Annotated in this window: 16 protein-coding genes and 1 pseudogene; 13 read left to right on the plus strand and 4 right to left on the minus strand. The window is 49.2% G+C overall.

The genetic code is table 11. The features are described 5' to 3' along the window. Nucleotides 1-40: 40 nt before the first annotated feature. The 3 genes from ACIFQN_RS01775 to ACIFQN_RS01785 all read left to right on the plus strand — a co-directional run bounded on the left by ACIFQN_RS01775 (nucleotide 41) and on the right by ACIFQN_RS01785 (nucleotide 1,754). Nucleotides 41-865, plus strand: coding sequence for a DUF6597 domain-containing transcriptional factor (locus ACIFQN_RS01775; protein WP_429831293.1), 825 nt, complete (start codon nucleotides 41-43; stop codon nucleotides 863-865). A 123-nt stretch (nucleotides 866-988) separates the two neighbouring features. Continuing rightward, entirely contained in the window at nucleotides 989-1,345 is a 357-nt protein-coding gene (locus ACIFQN_RS01780; protein WP_429831294.1) for an MmcQ/YjbR family DNA-binding protein, read from the plus strand. A gap of 31 nt (nucleotides 1,346-1,376) precedes the next feature. Further along, nucleotides 1,377-1,754 carry a VOC family protein gene (locus tag ACIFQN_RS01785; RefSeq protein ID WP_429831295.1) on the plus strand — a complete coding sequence of 126 codons (378 nt, stop codon included), beginning with the start codon at nucleotides 1,377-1,379 and terminating at the stop codon, nucleotides 1,752-1,754. A 206-nt stretch (nucleotides 1,755-1,960) separates the two neighbouring features. Here ACIFQN_RS01785 and ACIFQN_RS01790 read toward each other — a convergent pair whose 3' ends face one another. The 4 genes from ACIFQN_RS01790 to ACIFQN_RS01805 all read right to left on the minus strand — a co-directional run bounded on the left by ACIFQN_RS01790 (nucleotide 1,961) and on the right by ACIFQN_RS01805 (nucleotide 5,809). Then, a complete protein-coding gene (locus ACIFQN_RS01790) occupies nucleotides 1,961-3,271 on the minus strand; it encodes an MFS transporter (RefSeq protein WP_429831413.1) in 1,311 nt (436 codons plus the stop codon). Between the two features lie 240 nt (nucleotides 3,272-3,511). Next, complete coding sequence (locus tag ACIFQN_RS01795; RefSeq protein WP_429831296.1) at nucleotides 3,512-4,027, minus strand: cupin domain-containing protein; 516 nt, start codon at nucleotides 4,025-4,027, stop codon at nucleotides 3,512-3,514. Nucleotides 4,028-4,165: 138 nt separating this feature from the next. Then, a complete protein-coding gene (locus ACIFQN_RS01800; protein WP_429831297.1) occupies nucleotides 4,166-4,942 on the minus strand; it encodes an IclR family transcriptional regulator in 777 nt (258 codons plus the stop codon). Between the two features lie 480 nt (nucleotides 4,943-5,422). Beyond that, the gene (locus ACIFQN_RS01805) at nucleotides 5,423-5,809 is read right to left on the minus strand and encodes a winged helix-turn-helix transcriptional regulator (protein ID WP_429831298.1); all 387 of its coding nucleotides are present in this window, start codon (nucleotides 5,807-5,809) and stop codon (nucleotides 5,423-5,425) included. An 83-nt stretch (nucleotides 5,810-5,892) separates the two neighbouring features. Between ACIFQN_RS01805 and ACIFQN_RS01810 the strand changes: the two genes are divergently transcribed. From ACIFQN_RS01810 to ACIFQN_RS01855, 10 genes and pseudogenes are all read left to right on the plus strand, one after another. Next, a complete protein-coding gene (locus tag ACIFQN_RS01810; protein WP_429831414.1) occupies nucleotides 5,893-7,194 on the plus strand; it encodes an MFS transporter in 1,302 nt (433 codons plus the stop codon). Beyond that, nucleotides 7,191-8,033, plus strand: a complete 843-nt coding sequence (locus ACIFQN_RS01815; protein WP_429831299.1) for an aldo/keto reductase — start codon at nucleotides 7,191-7,193, stop codon at nucleotides 8,031-8,033. The genes ACIFQN_RS01810 and ACIFQN_RS01815 overlap by 4 nt, the downstream gene beginning before the upstream one ends. A 102-nt stretch (nucleotides 8,034-8,135) precedes the next feature. Further along, a pseudogene (locus ACIFQN_RS01820) lies at nucleotides 8,136-8,308 on the plus strand (IS91 family transposase); the annotation flags it as partial. A gap of 1,023 nt (nucleotides 8,309-9,331) precedes the next feature. After that, nucleotides 9,332-10,552: an anhydro-N-acetylmuramic acid kinase gene (locus tag ACIFQN_RS01825; RefSeq protein ID WP_429831300.1), complete on the plus strand. Its 1,221-nt coding sequence runs from the start codon at nucleotides 9,332-9,334 to the stop codon at nucleotides 10,550-10,552. Between the two features lie 24 nt (nucleotides 10,553-10,576). Next, nucleotides 10,577-12,121, plus strand: a complete 1,545-nt coding sequence (locus tag ACIFQN_RS01830; RefSeq protein WP_429831301.1) for an ABC transporter substrate-binding protein — start codon at nucleotides 10,577-10,579, stop codon at nucleotides 12,119-12,121. Nucleotides 12,122-12,190: 69 nt separating this feature from the next. Continuing rightward, a complete protein-coding gene (locus tag ACIFQN_RS01835; RefSeq protein WP_429831302.1) occupies nucleotides 12,191-13,132 on the plus strand; it encodes an ABC transporter permease in 942 nt (313 codons plus the stop codon). Nucleotides 13,133-13,147: 15 nt separating this feature from the next. Then, entirely contained in the window at nucleotides 13,148-13,981 is an 834-nt protein-coding gene (locus ACIFQN_RS01840; protein ID WP_429831303.1) for an ABC transporter permease, read from the plus strand. A gap of 119 nt (nucleotides 13,982-14,100) precedes the next feature. Continuing rightward, on the plus strand, nucleotides 14,101-15,321 hold the full coding sequence (locus ACIFQN_RS01845; RefSeq protein WP_429831304.1) for a serine hydrolase domain-containing protein: 1,221 nt from the start codon (nucleotides 14,101-14,103) through the stop codon (nucleotides 15,319-15,321). An 18-nt stretch (nucleotides 15,322-15,339) separates the two neighbouring features. Further along, on the plus strand, nucleotides 15,340-16,314 hold the full coding sequence (locus ACIFQN_RS01850; protein ID WP_429831305.1) for an ABC transporter ATP-binding protein: 975 nt from the start codon (nucleotides 15,340-15,342) through the stop codon (nucleotides 16,312-16,314). Beyond that, entirely contained in the window at nucleotides 16,311-17,279 is a 969-nt protein-coding gene (locus ACIFQN_RS01855) for an ABC transporter ATP-binding protein (protein WP_429831306.1), read from the plus strand. Before ACIFQN_RS01850 ends, ACIFQN_RS01855 begins: the two co-directional genes overlap by 4 nt. The last annotated feature ends 4 nt before the right edge of the window (nucleotides 17,280-17,283 follow it).

Consider the following 17,283-nt stretch of genomic DNA (forward strand, 5'->3'; position numbering starts at 1 on the left):
AAGAATGGGTATTTTCCACAAAAGGAGGACGGACAACAAGATGCGACTGTATCGTCCTGTGCAACCACCTGCCTTGCAATACGAGCCCATGCCCGTCCATTATCGGTATCGGGAATACTTACCCTGCAAAAGCTTGCAAAACTACATTGCTTGTTATTGGACAGTAGACTCTTGGGAAGTGGGCACCAATCACTGGAATCGGGTCATTCCAGATGGCTGTGTCGATATTATTTTTGATCTGAGAGCGCCTAGCTTTTCAAAAGGTGCTTTTGTTTCCGGACTGATGAGGTCATTTCAAATCATGCCGGTGACGGGACACCAATCTTTATTGGGGATACGCTTTTTTTCAGAAACAGCCCATCATTTTTTGCGTTATCCGGTTTCGGGGGTTACAGGAGAACGACTATTTCTTGAGGAATTATGGGGAATGGAAGCGAGCTGGATCGTGGAATACTTGATGGAGGCAACGGAAATCGCAGACAAGATCGCGATGATGGAAGACGTGTTGAAACAACGGTTGTCTGCGAGTCAATCCCGATCAGATCGTTTACTTGTGACGAGTATACGATATATGTATGAGTATCGCGGCAATATGAGCATAAGTTCATTGGCAGAAAAGGTGAACTACAGCGAAAGAAATCTGCGCAGAACGTTTCAAAATGAGCTGGGGGTAAGCCCGAAAGAATTGATTCGCATCATTCAATTCCAAAGTCTGCTTCAGGAATTAACCAGAGGGACGCATGTCTCTTTTATGGATCTGGCTCTTCAGTACGGTTATTATGATCAATCGCACGTAATCAAAAGCTTCCAAACCCTTTATGGAGTGGCACCGAGTCTGATTTTTCCTGCGAGGAAAGCGAAGTGACCGCAACCAAACCTGTCCGTTTTTTACAATCCAGCAATAAGGAAAGGTGATACATTCCATGTATGATCCATTTGAAGCTTGAAAGGCTGCGTCAGCCATCGCCGAGGAAAGGGGTGAGTTCGTTTGGACAAAACAACAGTAGATGCACTTTGTCGGAAACAAACCGGAGCGACACATGATTATCAAATGGATTGGGAAGCGGACCGTTACCATGTAGGTGGAAAAATGTTTGCGCTGCTCGGTGAGGATAGCAAAGGAGTCCCGATTCTCACCGTAAAATGTGATCCAGCCCGTGCAGAAGAATTACGAGAAATATACGAGGGAATCGTTCCTGGATATCACATGAATAAATCACATTGGAATTCGCTTTATTTTGACGCAGATATCCCTCAGGAGCTTTGGGAAAAGCTCATTGAGCATTCTTATACGTTAGTTTTGCAAAAGCTGCCGAAGCGTTTGCAGCAAGAAATACTTGCGTAATGAAACCTTGAATGGAACAGGAGTGAGTTATATGGGAATAAAGCTGGATATGGTAGGAATCGTCGTCTCCGACATGAAAAAATCGCTGGATTTTTATCGTCTGCTCGGCTTGGTCATTCCGGATGGTGCAAATGCAGAACATCATGTTGAAGTGGCCCAGGACGGTGTTCGCTTAGCGTTTGATACAGTTGAAATCGCCAAAAGTGTATATGGCGGCTGGGAAGAAGCGACTGGTCACCGGGTCGAGCTCGCTTTTTTATGCGACGATGCCGATGCGCTCAATGAACGGTATGCCAAGCTTATCCAGCACGGCTATGCAAGCCACCGTGAGCCTTGGGATGCTGTTTGGGGACAACGCTACGCGATTGTAAAAGACCCGGATGGAAACCTCATCAGTCTCTTTGCGTAACCATCGAGGCTAAGCGCCTATAAAGAAAAAATAAGCCGGTGCCCTTTCATACCAGGGGATCGGCTTAAAAGTAGGATCGAAGTGACCATTTATAATGTTCCCACCTACCCCCCTTTCAGATGGGAACCAGTCAACCAATGGGATGGATGACCTTAAAAAAACGTATCTGGCCGCTTGCGGACTGCAACACGGTGATGGATATGTGGTCAGATTTGACGACTCTGGTTCTTCGGGATTAAAGCGATAGCAAGAGCTGCAAAAATGCCAGGTACTGCAAAAAAGTAAAAATTCCAACTTTGCGACACTTGCCAGGCGAGTAGTAAACCACCCATAATCGGACCGATTACAGCTCCGAGACGAGCAAAGCCGAGAGCAAAGCCCAGTGCGGTTGCCCGAGTATCCGGAGGAAAGTACTTGGTGATGTACGGTGCAAGTATCAGGGAAGAAGAGATAGCACCAAAACCCGCTAGCGCCACGAGAGTGTAGACAACTGGCAAGGAGGACTTTACGCTAAGTAACGAAATGGAGATTCCCCCTAGCAAGAACGATCCCGTTATCACACGCTTGGAACCCCAATGGTCGGATGCTGCTCCAATTATCAGTACTCCAAACGCTGCTGCCAAATTGAGTGTGAGTAGAAACGTTAAACTGGATCCCAGAGGGTAACCAGCTTTTTGCATCAATTTGGGGAGCCACGTATTCAGGCCGTAAATCATCAAGAGTCCCATGAACATCGCACTCCAAAACAGTAAGGTAGCCCTTATGTTGCTTTTGTGAAACAACTGCCGGATGGAATGCCATTTGCTCTCCAGTGGACCTTCCTGCTTTTCTTCAAATGAAGTGAAGGATGCGACGGAAAAGCCAAAGCGTTTTGCCACCTGTTCCGCTTCCTGAAAGCGTTTACGCGAATGCAGAAAAATAATCGACTCAGGCAGCCATTTGACCATCACAGGAATGAGCAAAAGGGGCAGAACACCGATCCAAAACATCATCCGCCAGCCATATTCGGGAAGGAAATGCAAGGCAAGTAAGGCACCCACGACACCCCCGAGCGGATATCCGGTAAACATGATGGCATTCAAGAGCGAACGGCGCTCAGGCGGAGAGTATTCGAGTGTCAGAGCGGTCGCAGTCGGTACGACACCTCCAATCCCGAGACCGCCGATGAAGCGAAAAAGGCCAAACATCTCTGGTGAGGGAGCCATCGCTGCCAAACCCATCGATACGGAAAAAAGTGTCACACTAGCAATCAGGGTATTTTTCCGGCCTATCAAGTCTGTCAATGAACCGACGATCACATTGCCGATCAGCATTCCGACTAAGACATAACTGCCGATTGCCCCAGCCATCACAGGCGTCAGAGCCCACTCCGGATCACGCAGTAATTCATGTAAAACCGCTCCATAAACAGTCAAGTCATATCCTTCAGCGAGGATTGAGAGCCAGCACAGGGAGACGACAAGTAGAGTGAGAAAAGTGGCTCGCCGGTTTTTTATTTGTGTCGCAGGCGAATCCAGCTGATTTGCAGAAAGTGAAGGCAACTCGTTTTGATTCACAGGTGAACCCCCTTATCATCTTGGAATACAAACGATTCGCAATAGTCTGATATATATAAGCAAAGCAGAGGAACGAGCAGAAGGGTCCGGTTATCCCTCTGCCCGTAAAACTTAGACTTGTAGCTTTTATTCGCTTGGAGTACACTATTGATGAACATTATTTTGCAACGGCCCGATTCTGTATTTGTTTCGGGTCTCTTTTTATTTTTTGACAATATGTCGAGGTTGGTCTCCGATCGGTTCCTCCAAAAACATCACACCCATGTGGGTCACGAGCGGAACGTCCTGAATCGTAATCAAAATGGCGTCTTCCGTCTCTGATGTGTTGCAATGCTCATGTGTTGCCCATGCTGGTGCGACAACCAAATCTCCTTTTTCCCACTCTATTTTCTCTCCACCTACCATGCTGTAACCTTGGCCTTCAAAGACAATAAAGAGGGCAACGTTCGTATGCCGGTGCGGTTCGTTGTGGAAGCCAGGTTTGAGGACCTGAATGGCGACGTTCATCGTCGGGGATACTCCACACAATTCACCTGTGTCTTTGTGGATGAGAGAAACCTCTCCGCGGCCTTTTGTTAACGAATGTCCACTGTCCTTTGATTCCATCAATCGCGGCAAAATATCCTTCCATTTCCAGATGCCGGGGCGAACCATCGGCTTTCGTGCTCTTTTGATAAACTCCATATAGCTGATGATTTCCGTCGTTTGTTCACTCATGAACGATCTCCTCCTAGTAAATAATTGGAAATAATATACAGTCCTCTCCGTTTTGTAAACGAAGAGTGTTAACAGTCTAGCATACACTCAATGGACATCCCCCCTTTCGTAACTTTCCTCCGTTCGTGAGATAAAAGCTTATGATAACTGGGCTGTAATACGCTCGGCAGTGGTACTGATAGCCTTGATCTCAGGTGAATCTTTGTCGGTAAAATTCAATTCACCAACAAAACAGACAGCGCATACTGTTGCCACCAGTTGGCCTGTATAGTTGAAAATCGGTGCGGCCACAGCCATGCTGCCAGGGATCCCTTCAGTGGGTATACTTCGAACGGATAGGCGTTCCACCCTGATCTGCTCCAATTCTTTTGCAACAGCCGACGGATCCAGGCGGTACTGCTTCATTTCCTGCTCTATGACGGCTTTCACATAATCGGTTTCGAGAAAAGCGGCGTAGCATTTACCGGTTGCACTCAAGAGCATAGGCACCCTTACACCAAACTGGAGATCTACATGAACGGGCTTCGTGCTCCGCTCAAGAGCGGCAAGGATCGGTCCCGAGTCTGTCCAGATAACAAGAGCAACGGTTACATCCAGTTGTCTGCGCAGCTCCAACAGATAGGGTGATGCTATTTTGACTAAGTCAAATCGGGAAAGCGTAAACAGGCCCAGATCAATGAGGCGAGGTCCAAGAGAATATGTATGATCAGTTTTGTTTTGAATCAAGCCCCCCACCTTGACGAAGCTCACCAGGTATTTGTGTAGCTTGCTTTTGGACATGCCCATTCGTTTCGAGAGTTCCGTCACAGACATGGTTCCGTCTGCATCCTTTATGCATCCGAGGATAGAGAAGGCAAGCTCCAACGATTGTATACCTTGGGGGGCGGTTGATAGTAGATGTTTTTCCTCAGTCATAGATGATATCCCCTTTTTTGTTCACTATTTAGGAACCGTATTCACTAAAAATTAACTACTCTTACCATAGCATAGGGCAAAATGAAGTTCAAGGTAATTGTCGTATTATTTTGAATTCATTCAAAGAAACATTTCGTAATTTATTCTTGATGATTAATAACGTCAAAGACCACTCGCAAGGAGTGGTGGGCGCTCATTAATAGAAGACAATTCGTATTATTTTATCCCTATTAAAATGAAGTATTTTCTTATAAAAAGTTGTAGTGAGAGAGTAGAAGTTACACTTAATGGGGTAGAGTCTGGGGAGAAGGCAGATCAGTTGAGACAAGCCTTGATTGAATGGTTCAACAAAAAAAGGAGCATATCGCAAAGCATAGCCCTGGCAGGGATGTACCCCTCTTAATTGAATTTCAAAATCAATTAAGTAGGCTGGAAAAAGTGTCCGAAGCTGCCGCTGCCTTTTTATTTGCGATTAGTCTACTACTTATTTATCGGATTCGTAGTCTTCTGATTCAAAATGCTATCTTCCAGCATATCTGCGGTATCTCCGTAGATGCGGATGATGTGCTTTTCTCCCCATGCGCACAGCGTATCCAAAATTCCTTTCAGACTCCAGCCATACTCGCTCAGCTCATAAATCACTTTGGGCGGGACCTGCTCATACACAATCCGGTTGATGATGCCGTCATCTTCTAATTCTCGAAGCTGCTGGGTCAGCATTTTTTGCGTAATGCCTGGCATCAGGCGCTTTAATTCGCTTGTTCGTTTTTGCCCGTACGTGAGATGACAGAGAATGACGCATTTCCACTTGCCGCCGATTACTTCCAAGGTAGCTTCTACTGAGATGTTGTATTTCTTTTTTTGCATGGTTCTCACTCGCTTTCTATAGGAACTAAAAAGTACCTATATTACTTTTTTGTATCTATAGCACTAAAAAGTGTGTACTTTTCATTTATGTTTATAGCATCCATAATAGCATTTGCCAGCTGGTAATCACCATATACAAATTTGGATTAAGGGGGAGGAGATACCTCGTGAAAGAGAAAAAACGAAGCACACTGGCCTTGCTCGCATTGGCAGTCAGTGCTTTCGCCATCGGAACGACAGAGTTTATCAGCGTGGGTCTACTGCCGCTAATCGCCCAAGATTTGCAGATCCCGGTCACGATTGCTGCGTTGACCGTTACTTTATACGCTTTGGGAGTTACATTTGGCGCCCCTGTACTCACGGCTGTTACATCCAGGGTTCCACGAAAACGGCTGCTGCTATGGATCATGATCATTTTCATCGTGGGCAATAGTATCGCTGCTGCTTCGGCAAGTATCACTGTCCTGCTCATCGGACGAATTGTGTCAGCCCTCTCGCACGGGATATTCATGTCGATCGGGTCAACCATTGCAGCGGATCTGGTGCCTGAAAACCGCCGGGCCAGCGCTATTTCCCTGATGTTTACTGGGCTTACGGTAGCAACTGTCACAGGGGTGCCGCTCGGAACGTACTTGGGGCAGCAAGTTGGCTGGCGGTTTGCTTTCGTAGCGATCGCAGTCATCGGTTTCATCGCACTTGTTGCAAACAGCATACTCATTCCAGCTCATCTGCAAAAAGGAGTACGCACCACAATTCGGGATCAACTGAAGCTGGTCACAAATGGCCGTCTGCTGTTGATGTTTCTGATTACGGCCTTGGGGTATGGCGGGACATTCGTCGTCTTTACGTATTTGTCCCCTTTGCTTGAGAATATCACTGGCTTTTCCGGTGGCCAAATCGCTGCCATCCTGCTTGCTTACGGAATCACGATTGCGATTGGCAACGTGATCGGCGGGAAGGTCGCGAATAAAAATCCACTGTCTGCATTGTTCCGTATGTTTATCGTTCATGCTCTCGTCCTGTTTGTCTTATTCTTTACGGCACCATTTTCGATCGCGGGCCTGATCACAATCTTGTTCATGGGTCTCATGGCGTTCATGAATGTACCGGGGTTGCAGGTATACGTCGTGATTCTGGCCGAACGCTACGTACCTAGTGCCAAAGATGTGGCGTCTGCCATCAACATTGCCGCATTTAACGCTGGCATCGCAATCGGTGCGTATTTGGGTGGAATCATCACAGATTCTATCGGTCTGATCCATACGACTTGGATTGGGGGATTAATGGTGACGGGAGCGGTTATCCTGACAGGGTGGAGCCTCGTGCTGGAGGGAAAGAGTTCGAAACAAGCGTACACAAAAAAACAGGAGGTACAAGTAACATGACAACACATTTGCAAGCGACAACCACATTGACTAACGGAGTAAAAATGCCTTGGCTTGGTCTTGGCGTATTTAAAGTAGAAGAAGGACCTGAGCTGGTACGTGCCGTCCAGACAGCGATCAGACACGGCTATAGAAGCATTGACACCGCTGCTATCTACGGAAACGAAGAGGGCGTGGGCCAAGGGATTGCCCAAGGTTTAAAAGAGACAGGGATCAACAGAGAAGACCTGTTTGTTACGTCAAAAGTATGGAATGCTGATCTCGGGTACGAGTCCACATTGGCAGCGTTTGAGCTGAGTCTGCAAAAGCTCGGCCTGGATTACCTGGACCTGTATTTGATTCACTGGCCGGTGGCTGGCAAATACAAAGACGCGTGGCGCGCTCTGGAGCAGTTATATAAGGAAGGGAAAGTAAAAGCAATCGGCGTAAGCAACTTCCAGATTCATCATTTGCAAGACCTGATGCAGGATGCGAAAATCAAGCCGTTGATCAATCAGGTGGAATTCCATCCTCGTCTGACCCAAAAAGAGCTTCGTGCTTTTTGCCAGGAAGAGGGGATTCAAGTAGAAGCATGGTCCCCGCTGATGCAGGGCCAACTGCTGGATAATCCTGTTTTAAAAGAAATCGCTGATCGCCACGGTAAAACGATTGCCCAGGTAATTTTGCGCTGGGACCTGCAGCATGGAGTGGTGACTATTCCGAAGTCAACCAAAGAACAGCGGATCAAGGAAAATGCCGATGTATTTGACTTCGAGCTGACAGCCGAAGATATGCAGCACATCGATGCCTTGAACGAAAATCTGCGGGTGGGCCCAGACCCGGATAACTTCGACTTCTAATGAAGAATGAAAAAAGGACGCGCTATGCGTCCTTTTTTATAATATCGGAAAGTATAAAATCTGAGGGGAGTCATCCCCTTTATTTGCTGGTAAAATGAGGACATGGAGACGAACATTCTTACGTTCATTTTCTTTGATGAAAACAAGAACGGGGATCCATTCGTTAAGAAGTATGGTAAACGAATTCGTTCCTCAGTCTTAAAGGAAGTAGAAGAGTTCCGTTTCGTTGTAAGGGACGCTTTTGTACGACTTGTTCATGTGATGAAACCGAGGAAATCCCTTTGGATGTTGTTCGGAGCTTTGATTCAATGGACGATGGAGATCCTACAGTGCCACCACAATTCGGCTGCGAGTTGTGCGGAAGTCCAATGTACCCTGAGTATTACAAGGGTTTGCACGGTTATGATACAAGCTTTCGGATATCCGCTACAGCACAAAGAACCGTTAGGGTGGGCCCTAACGGTTCTTTGGTAAACAATAAGGAAGACGGGGGAGGAGTTAAAGCTGGTCGAGGAAAAGGGAGAAAAAAGCGAAGCTCTTTGGGGCCCAGCCGAGGTGTAATGAAAAAAGGGAAACACGGTCTTAAGCGTCCACCTCTGAGAAGCGTCATGGATCGGCTGCTTTGGACGCGGTTTCCCTTTTTTCATGGAACTGTGCAGGGATGACCCCTCAGCAGGGGACTGGGGAAGCTGGAGCGTTTTCTCCCTTTTCCTCTTCTCCAACACAGCCTCACCGACCACCTACCCAAAAGACGCGGGTGCACTTCACAACTTCCCGCGTTTTTCTTAACGTCTAAGAAAGTTTGCAAGCATCATTGTGTTAGAGGTTTTTTTATTTGCTTGATGTTTAGAGGAAATGAATTCCATCTCATCTTCCTTGTTTTGTCCTTCCCTCCAACATTCTTGAACGATAAACAACCAAAGCTGGCAGAGGAAAAAGGAGAAAAAACGAAGATCTTTGGAACACCTACCAAGGCGCAAGGGAAAAAGAGAAACACGCCTTTAGCGTCCACCTCTGAGAAACACCATGAGTCGGCAACTTTGGACGCGGTTTCGCTTTTTCCCTGGAGCCGGACAGGGATGACCCGCAGGAAGTGTTCCAAGAATCTGGAGTTTTTTCTCCTTTTTCCTCCTCTCCACTACCGCTCGATGAAAGCATGCTCTCCCTGATTTATTTGTCGAAAAAGAAATAAAGTTTACTATTATTGAGTTGACTGACGTAATTTTATTACATATAATGAAAACGGAAACACAATGAATATTTTTACTATTCTCGAATCCCAAATGGGGGGCGATGACTTGGATCAACCTGCAAAATTATTGGATTATCGTACAAAAAGAGAGCATCTGCTTATCGGTCTCATGTCAGGAACATCCTTGGACGGAATTGACGCCGCGCTGGTGGCGATTCGCACAGATGCACAAGGGGAGATTGAAGACGTTCGTCTCCGCGAGTTTTTCTATATGCCGTACTCAGACGACTTGCGTGAATGGGTAATGAATCTGTGCAGCGTCGAGACTGCCAGGTTGGATCGGCTCACAGCGGTCCATTACGGCCTGTCCGAATGGTATGCCCACGCGGTACAGCAAGTCATGAACAAGGCGGGTGTAACGGCTGCAGATGTGGACGCCGTCTGTATGCACGGACAAACCATTTGGCATATCGCAGGACGTACGCCATTTCCTGGGCCTACCGGCATGACCGAGGTCAGGGCGTCGCTGCAAATCGGCGAGCTGTCCACCCTGGCAGAACGAACAGGAATCCCGGTTATAGGGAATTTTCGGGCACGCGATCTGGCAGCGGATGGAGAGGGAGCGCCGCTCGTACCGTACGCGGATTACATATTGTTCCGCCATCCACAAAAAGGCAGGCTCTTGCAAAATATTGGCGGGATCGCCAATGTAACTGTTCTGCCGGCAGGCGTGGGTATTGAAAAGGTGGTTGCCTTTGATACAGGACCCGGCAACATGATCATGGATCAGATCGTCCAGGTCATGACCGAGGGGCGCTTGCGCTACGATGAGGGCGGTGAGCTAGCGGCGAGCGGCAGCGTGTCACAGAAGCTGCTGGACCGTCTGCTGCAAGATCCGTATTACCGGATTCAGCCGCCAAAAAGTACAGGCAGGGAAGTATACGGCAAAGCATTCGCACAGGAGCTGCTGCAAGCAACAACACAGCTAGGCTTGAGCCACGCAGATCTGCTGGCTACCGTAACTGCATTGACTGCGACTTCGATTGCAAACGCATACGTACAATTTGTACTGCCAACCACCAAAGTGGAGGAAGTAATCGTCTCCGGTGGAGGTGCCCATAACCAAACTCTTCTTCGCATGCTCCAAAGCCAATTGCCAGCAGGAATAACGGTCACCACGACACAGCAATTCGGTATGCCGGATGACGCGAAGGAAGCTGTCGCTTTTGCCATTTTAGGTCATGAGACACTAATGGGTCGTCCCTCGAACGTTCCTTCTGTTACGGGGGCAAAGAGGGCAGTACCGTTAGGAAATATATGTTTTTAACTAGAAATCATAGGGGGTACCATCGTGAAAAAACGAGTGTTGGCAGGCTTTTTTCTTTCTTTGTCCCTGATGCTCTCCGCCTGTTCCGGCGGGGGAACTGCTCCGGCTGACCAAGCCAAACCGAAAGACGGGCAATCCGCAGCGGCAAAAACAGAGCTGATCGTAGCAGCCGAGCAGGAGCCAGTGGGCTATGACCCGCACAAGGTTCCAGCGGCATCAAGCGTACGGGTATATGCACTCATTTACGACAGCCTTACCAAGCTGGATGAAAACATGAACATCATTCCGAGCTTGGCGGAAAAATGGGAGATCGCATCGGACGGGAAAACCATCACCATGTTTCTGCACAAAGGTGTGAAATTCCACAATGGCAATGACATGACAGCCGAAGACGTGAAATTCAGCTTCGAGCGCATCTTGAATCCAGACACTGGCTCAATTGCCAAGTCTTATTTCTCCAGTGTGGAAGCCATTGAAGTGAAGGATCCGACCACGGTCGTATTCAAGCTGAAAAACGCGGATGCCGCATTTATCGCGAATACAGCGAGTGCCTATGCTTCTATCGTGCCAGCAGGCTCGACGGATTTGACCAAAGAAGCCATCGGTACAGGACCATTCAAAATGGAAAAGAGCGAGCCAGGTCAGTATGTCCTGCTGAAGAAAAATGCGGACTACTTCAACAAGGATCTGCCGAAAGTGGAAACGATCAAATTCCAGATCATGAAGGACGAAGCAGAGCGTCTGGCAGCTATGCGCTCCGGCAAAATTGACATCAGCATGATCTCTGCCGACTCGGCAAAGCTTTTGGAGGGCAAGCCTGGTGTACAGGTGAAGAACTACCAATCGCTTGAGTACAGCTACTTGGGAATCAATGTGAACAAAAAGCCGTTTGACAATCCAAAAGTTCGTGAAGCGATCAGCTATGCAGTAGACCGCAACCAAATCGTCCAAACGGTATGGAAAGGCGAAGCGGCTCTGACTGGTCCAATCGCACCTGCGCTGACAAACTGGGCGCTGGATACCGCAAGCTATCCTAGCTACAAAACCGATGTGGAAAAGGCGAAGCAATTGCTGACGGAAGCAGGCTTCCCGAATGGATTCGACACGCAAATCGAAACCGCTGCTACTTACCCAGACATGGTAGAAACAGCACAAGTCCTACAGCAACAACTCAAGGCTATCGGCATCAACGCGAAGATCAACCAGCTCGAGTGGGGTAACTACATCGAAACGTGGAAATCCAAAGATATGAACCTGATGGTTGGACGCAACACTTCCGGTGTAGATGCAGACCGTTCGATGCGTTTCTTCTTCTCGACTACTGGTTCTGCCAACGTTTGGAACTACTCCAGCCCAGCATACGATGAGCTGGTAGCAAAAGCACTTTCCACGGTAGATCAGGCAGAACGCAAGAAAATGTATGAAGAAGCACAAATGATGCTGGTACAAGACGCACCTAACCTGTTCCTGGCATCTCCGAAAAATTACTATGCCGTTCGCGACAACATTGATTTCACCCCAACGGCTGCGGGCGAAGTATACTCGCTGACCAAAACATCGATCAAGTAACATAGTTGTAATGGAGGGCTCCGCCAGATGCTAGGCGGAGCCAAGTTTCTAAATATGGAGGGAAACAAAGTGGGATCTTATCTACTCAAACGCGTCGCCAGCTTGATTCCCATCCTGTTTGGCATTTCCATATTGGTCTTTACGATCCTGCATATGGTGCCAGGTGATCCAGCTTCCATCATGCTGGGGACTAATGCCACACCGGAAGCGATTGCGGCTTTGAATAAAAGCATGGGGCTAGATCAGCCTTTGATAAACCAATATCTGAGCTGGATCACAGGGATGCTGCAAGGAAATTTTGGCGTTTCCGTTCATTCCGGCGAAGACATCCTGCCGCAGATTCTCAAACGTTTTTCGATCACCTTGCAATTGACGGTGCTTGGTGTGCTGATCGGCTGGGCACTGGCGATTCCATTCGGTATTTTATCGGCCATCCGCGCTCATTCCAAGACGGACATCGTGGTACGTGTTGTGACCCTGCTAGGTATTTCCGTACCGAATTTTGCGATCGGAACGCTTTTGCTGCTCGGCTTTTCCCTCTATTTCGGCTGGTTCCCGCCTATTGATGTCGTCAGCTTTTGGGAAGATCCGGTAGAGGCGTTCAAGGTCTTTATTCTACCTGCAACGACAATGGGGATTGTGGTGGCGGCGGGCGTCATGCGGATGACGCGCTCTGCTTTTTTGGAAACGATGGACAAAGATTTCATTCGTACAGCGCGGGCCAAGGGAAACAGCCAATGGACGATCGTCATAGGCCATGCGTTCCGCAACTCTTCGATTCCGATTGTAACCATTGCAGGAATGCAGATCGGATACCTGCTGGGCGGATCAGTCATCGTGGAGCAGCTGTTTTCGATTCCTGGTTTGGGCCAGTACATTCTGGAGGGTATCTATCAGCGTGATTATCCGGTCGTGCAGGGAGGCGTGCTTTTCGTCGCTCTGGTGTTTGTCCTGGTCAATCTGCTCATCGACCTGATCTATACCTGGATTGATCCGCGTATCAAGTATTGACAAGGGGAATGCGACATGAGCACTTTTCGTAAGCGTTTTTTGACGAATAAAACAGCCGTCTTCTGCTCTATATTGCTGGCACTGCTTTGTTTGACAGCAGTGCTGGCGCCGGTCCTCGCTCCGCATGACCCGACAGAAATGTTTCAGGAGCACCGGATGGAAGGAAGCTCAGGTGATTATTTACTTGGGACTGACCAGTTTGGGCGCGACCTATTGAGTCGAATCATTTACGGAGCGCGTGTATCACTGGGAGTAGGGATTTCTGCCGTGCTAGTCAGCGTGGCATTTGGAACGTTGTTTGGTTTGATTGCTGGTTATTTCGGCCGTTGGGTTGACGGCTTTATCATGCGTGTGATGGACGTACTCTTTGCCTTTCCGGAAATTTTGTTGGCACTTGCCATTGTTGCTGCGCTCGGGCCAGGGACGTTCAACACGATCATGGCGATCGGAATCGTTAACATCCCGATCTTTACCCGCACGGTTAGGGGAGCCGTACTCTCCATCAAAAATTTGGAGTACGTGGAAAGTGCAAGGGCCATCGGGGCTAGCACGCAACGTATTTTATTCCTGGAAATTTTTCCGAATGTAACCGCGCCACTGCTGGTGCAATCCTCACTCGCGATCTCGGGTGCGATTTTAACCGAGTCAGCACTTAGCTTTCTTGGACTGGGAATCCAGCCGCCAGACCCGTCTTGGGGAGGAATGATTTCCGAAGCACGCCGCTATATGGAGCTGGCTCCAGGCATGATTATTTGGCCTTGTATCGCGATGACGGTGACGATTCTGGCATGCAACATGTTCGGTGATGCCATTCGCGATATTCTAGACCCGCGCCATCGGAGTAAATAAGGCTCACGTTTACGTAGCCCAAAAAGGCTCACGTTTACGTAGCCCAAAAAGGCTCACGCTTGCGTAGCCCAAAAAGGCTCACGTTTACGTAGCCAAGCCAACAGTGGGGAGGAGAAGCGTTGAATACGGAGCAGATCAGGGAAAAAATAGAGCGTAGCTTGGAAGCTGGCATGGATCAGGGGATATTTCCGGGTGGCGCAGTCAGTATGCTGCGAAACGGCGAGCCTGCCCTGACCGTCTGCAAAGGAATGACAGGTCTGGGTCCCGAGGCAACGCCTGTAGATATTTATACCTTGTACGATATGGCTTCTTTGACCAAGGTGATGGTTACGCTGCCGCTGGTTCTCATCAGCGTGCAGGAGGGCAAACTCTCCTTGACCGATGCGATTACCACGTATCTGCCTGAATTGGCAGAAGGAGAAGACAAAGAGAGCAAAGCGAAAATCAAAGTGATTCACCTCTTGACCCATACCTCTGGACTACCAGCATGGCGCCCTTTCTTTTTGCTGGCAAACAGCAAAAGCAAGTACCTGCGCCAGATCGCCCATGAACCGATGGTAGATTCACCTGGGCGAGAAGTCATCTATAGCGATTTAGGATTTATGCTGCTCGGCTTTCTTTTGGAGCGGATTTGGGACGAAGAGCTTGATGTACTGGCGAAGCGACTGATTTTTGAGCCGAGCGGGATGATTCATTCCAGCTATTTGCCTCTTGCGCAGGCCCATTTGCGCGAACTGAATATTGCTCCTACGGAGAAAGGCAATTCGTTTGAGGGAAACATGGCTGTTCACTATTTGGCGGAGCTGTCAGCAGGACGCCCGCAGTACGCAAAGGAATGGCAGCAAAAACTGGGCACCTACACTTGGCGTAAAGACGTCATCTGCGGAACAGTACATGACTGCAACGCTTATTATGGTCTCGGTGGCGTCAGTGGGCACGCTGGCTTATTTTCTACACTGGCTGATGTACAGCGCTATATGCAGATTTGGACATCAGATGATGCCCCCGTACGAATCGATGCTGTCCTTCGCGCTCATTCTACGCGGTCGCTTACTGATCCGTCTGTTCACCGCAGAGGGCTGGGCTGGATCATTTCCTCGTCGGGCGGGTCACTTGCACAAGTGGCTGCGGGCTGCAGCGGTGGGGATGTAGTGTCTGGGCGCGCCTTTGGACACACAGGCTTTACAGGCACCTCGATCTGGTCGGACCCGGCGCGGGAAGTGACAGTCATTACGCTTACGAATCGGGTGCATCCAGAAGTGAGTCCGCTCATCGGTTCGTGGAGGATGTCCCATCATAACCAGCTTTTTTCTGGCGTAGGTCCAGTCGGCACATCCTAACGAAAAGGGGGAGTACCCATGGCAGCAATGCTTACGATCAATGATTTGCGAACTTCTTTTAAACAAGCCGGCAAAAAGCTGACCGTGATCGAGGGAGTCAGTCTGACTGTAGAACCTGGCGAAACCGTCGGGGTGGTCGGTGAGTCTGGGTGCGGCAAAAGTGTCACCAGCATGTCCATCATGCAGCTTTTGGGACGAAATGTAGAGATGACAGGCAGCATCCGTTTTCAGGATAAGGAGTTGCTCTCACTTTCAGATAAACAAATGCAAGCCATTCGCGGGAACCAGATTGCTATGATTTTTCAGGAGCCGATGACCTCGCTTAATCCGCTCCATACGATCGGCAAACAGATCAGCGAGCCGCTGCGCCGTCACCAGGGACTATCCAAGGAAGAGGCCAAAAAGCGGACGATCGAGCTGTTGAAACAAGTAGGGATTCCGCGCGCGGATGAGATCATTTCTGACTACCCGCACCAGTTGTCCGGGGGAATGCGTCAGCGTGTGATGATTGCGATGGCGATGTCTTGTTCGCCCAAGCTGTTGATTGCGGACGAACCGACGACAGCATTGGACGTAACGATCCAGGCGCAGATTCTGGAACTGATGAAAAAAGTCCGCACCGAACAAGGCACTTCGATCCTGCTCATCACCCATGACCTTGGTGTCGTCGCTGAAATGTGTCACCGCGTAATCGTTATGTACGCGGGGCAAATCGTGGAGGAGGCGGACGTGGGGCAACTGTTCGATAATCCGAAGCACCCGTATACAAGAGGATTGTTGAAGTCTATGCCGAGTGTCAATCTCAATCAAGAGCGGTTGGAGGCGATTCCGGGTGCCGTACCGCTGCTCAGTGATATGCCTGCGGGATGCCGCTTTGCTCCGCGCTGTTCACAGGTAATGGACATTTGCCGAGAGAAAAATCCTGAACTCATGCCTGTGTCTGACGCGCAAAAGTGCCGTTGCTGGCTGTATCGCGAGGGGGAAGGACAATGACGCAACCACTGCTCGAAGTCAGATCGCTGACGAAACATTTCAAGAACAAACAAGGCTTTTTTAGCCAGGAAAAAGTAGTTCGCGCTGTCGATGGCGTCAATTTGACGGTCTATCCCGGAGAAACGGTGAGTATTGTTGGCGAGTCTGGCTGTGGAAAATCCACTACCGGACGCTGTATCCTGCGCTTGATCGAGCCGACCGAAGGCGAGATTTTGTTTGAGGGTAAAGATATCAGAGGGCTCAATGAAACCGAGCTGCGCCGTGCAAGACGCAATATGCAGCTAGTATTCCAGGACCCATTTGCATCGCTGAATCCACGCAAAACGGTGGGGCAGCTGCTGGAGGATCCGCTGATCATCCACGGGATCGGTACCGCAGCCGACAGGCGCCGCCAGGTCGAGGAGATGATTGGTATCGTCGGGTTGTCCAAGCAGCAGCTGGACCGTTTCCCGCATGAGTTTTCCGGAGGACAGCGGCAGCGGATCGGGATTGCGCGGGCACTCATCCTGCGGCCGAAGCTGATTATTGCCGATGAGCCCGTGTCTGCGCTGGACGTATCCATTCAGGCGCAAATTTTGAACCTGATGCAGGATTTGCAAAAGGAATTTAAGCTGACCTACCTGTTCATCTCCCATGACCTGAGTGTCGTCCGCCATATTTCCGACAGGGTGGCGGTCATGTATTTGGGCAAAGTGGTTGAGGTGGCAGACAAACAATCATTGTACGAGAATCCGACACATCCTTATACGCAGGCTCTGCTTTCTGCCGTACCTGTTCCGAATCCGCACCTGACGACTCAGCGGATCATCTTGGAGGGAGATCTGCCAAGTCCAGCAAATCCGCCATCTGGCTGCACATTCCATCCCCGCTGCCGCTACTGTATGGACATTTGCAAAACGGTCGCTCCTCCCACTAAAGAGGTAACGAATGGGCATTTTGTCTCTTGCCATCTGGATCACGCGTGAGATG

This window comes from Brevibacillus sp. NRS-1366 (assembly GCF_050467985.1).

What these genes read in the sequence shown, in the direction of transcription:
- ACIFQN_RS01775 (WP_429831293.1), top strand. Translation starts at nt 41, where the DNA reads ATGCGACTGTATCGTCCTGTGCAACCACCTGCCTTGCAATACGAGCCC.
- ACIFQN_RS01785 (WP_429831295.1), top strand. Translation starts at nt 1,377, where the DNA reads ATGGGAATAAAGCTGGATATGGTAGGAATCGTCGTCTCCGACATGAAA.
- ACIFQN_RS01795 (WP_429831296.1), bottom strand. Translation starts at nt 4,027, where the DNA reads ATGAGTGAACAAACGACGGAAATCATCAGCTATATGGAGTTTATCAAA.
- ACIFQN_RS01800 (WP_429831297.1), bottom strand. Translation starts at nt 4,942, where the DNA reads ATGACTGAGGAAAAACATCTACTATCAACCGCCCCCCAAGGTATACAA.
- ACIFQN_RS01805 (WP_429831298.1), bottom strand. Translation starts at nt 5,809, where the DNA reads ATGCAAAAAAAGAAATACAACATCTCAGTAGAAGCTACCTTGGAAGTA.
- ACIFQN_RS01815 (WP_429831299.1), top strand. Translation starts at nt 7,191, where the DNA reads ATGACAACACATTTGCAAGCGACAACCACATTGACTAACGGAGTAAAA.
- ACIFQN_RS01840 (WP_429831303.1), top strand. Translation starts at nt 13,148, where the DNA reads ATGAGCACTTTTCGTAAGCGTTTTTTGACGAATAAAACAGCCGTCTTC.
- ACIFQN_RS01850 (WP_429831305.1), top strand. Translation starts at nt 15,340, where the DNA reads ATGGCAGCAATGCTTACGATCAATGATTTGCGAACTTCTTTTAAACAA.
- ACIFQN_RS01855 (WP_429831306.1), top strand. Translation starts at nt 16,311, where the DNA reads ATGACGCAACCACTGCTCGAAGTCAGATCGCTGACGAAACATTTCAAG.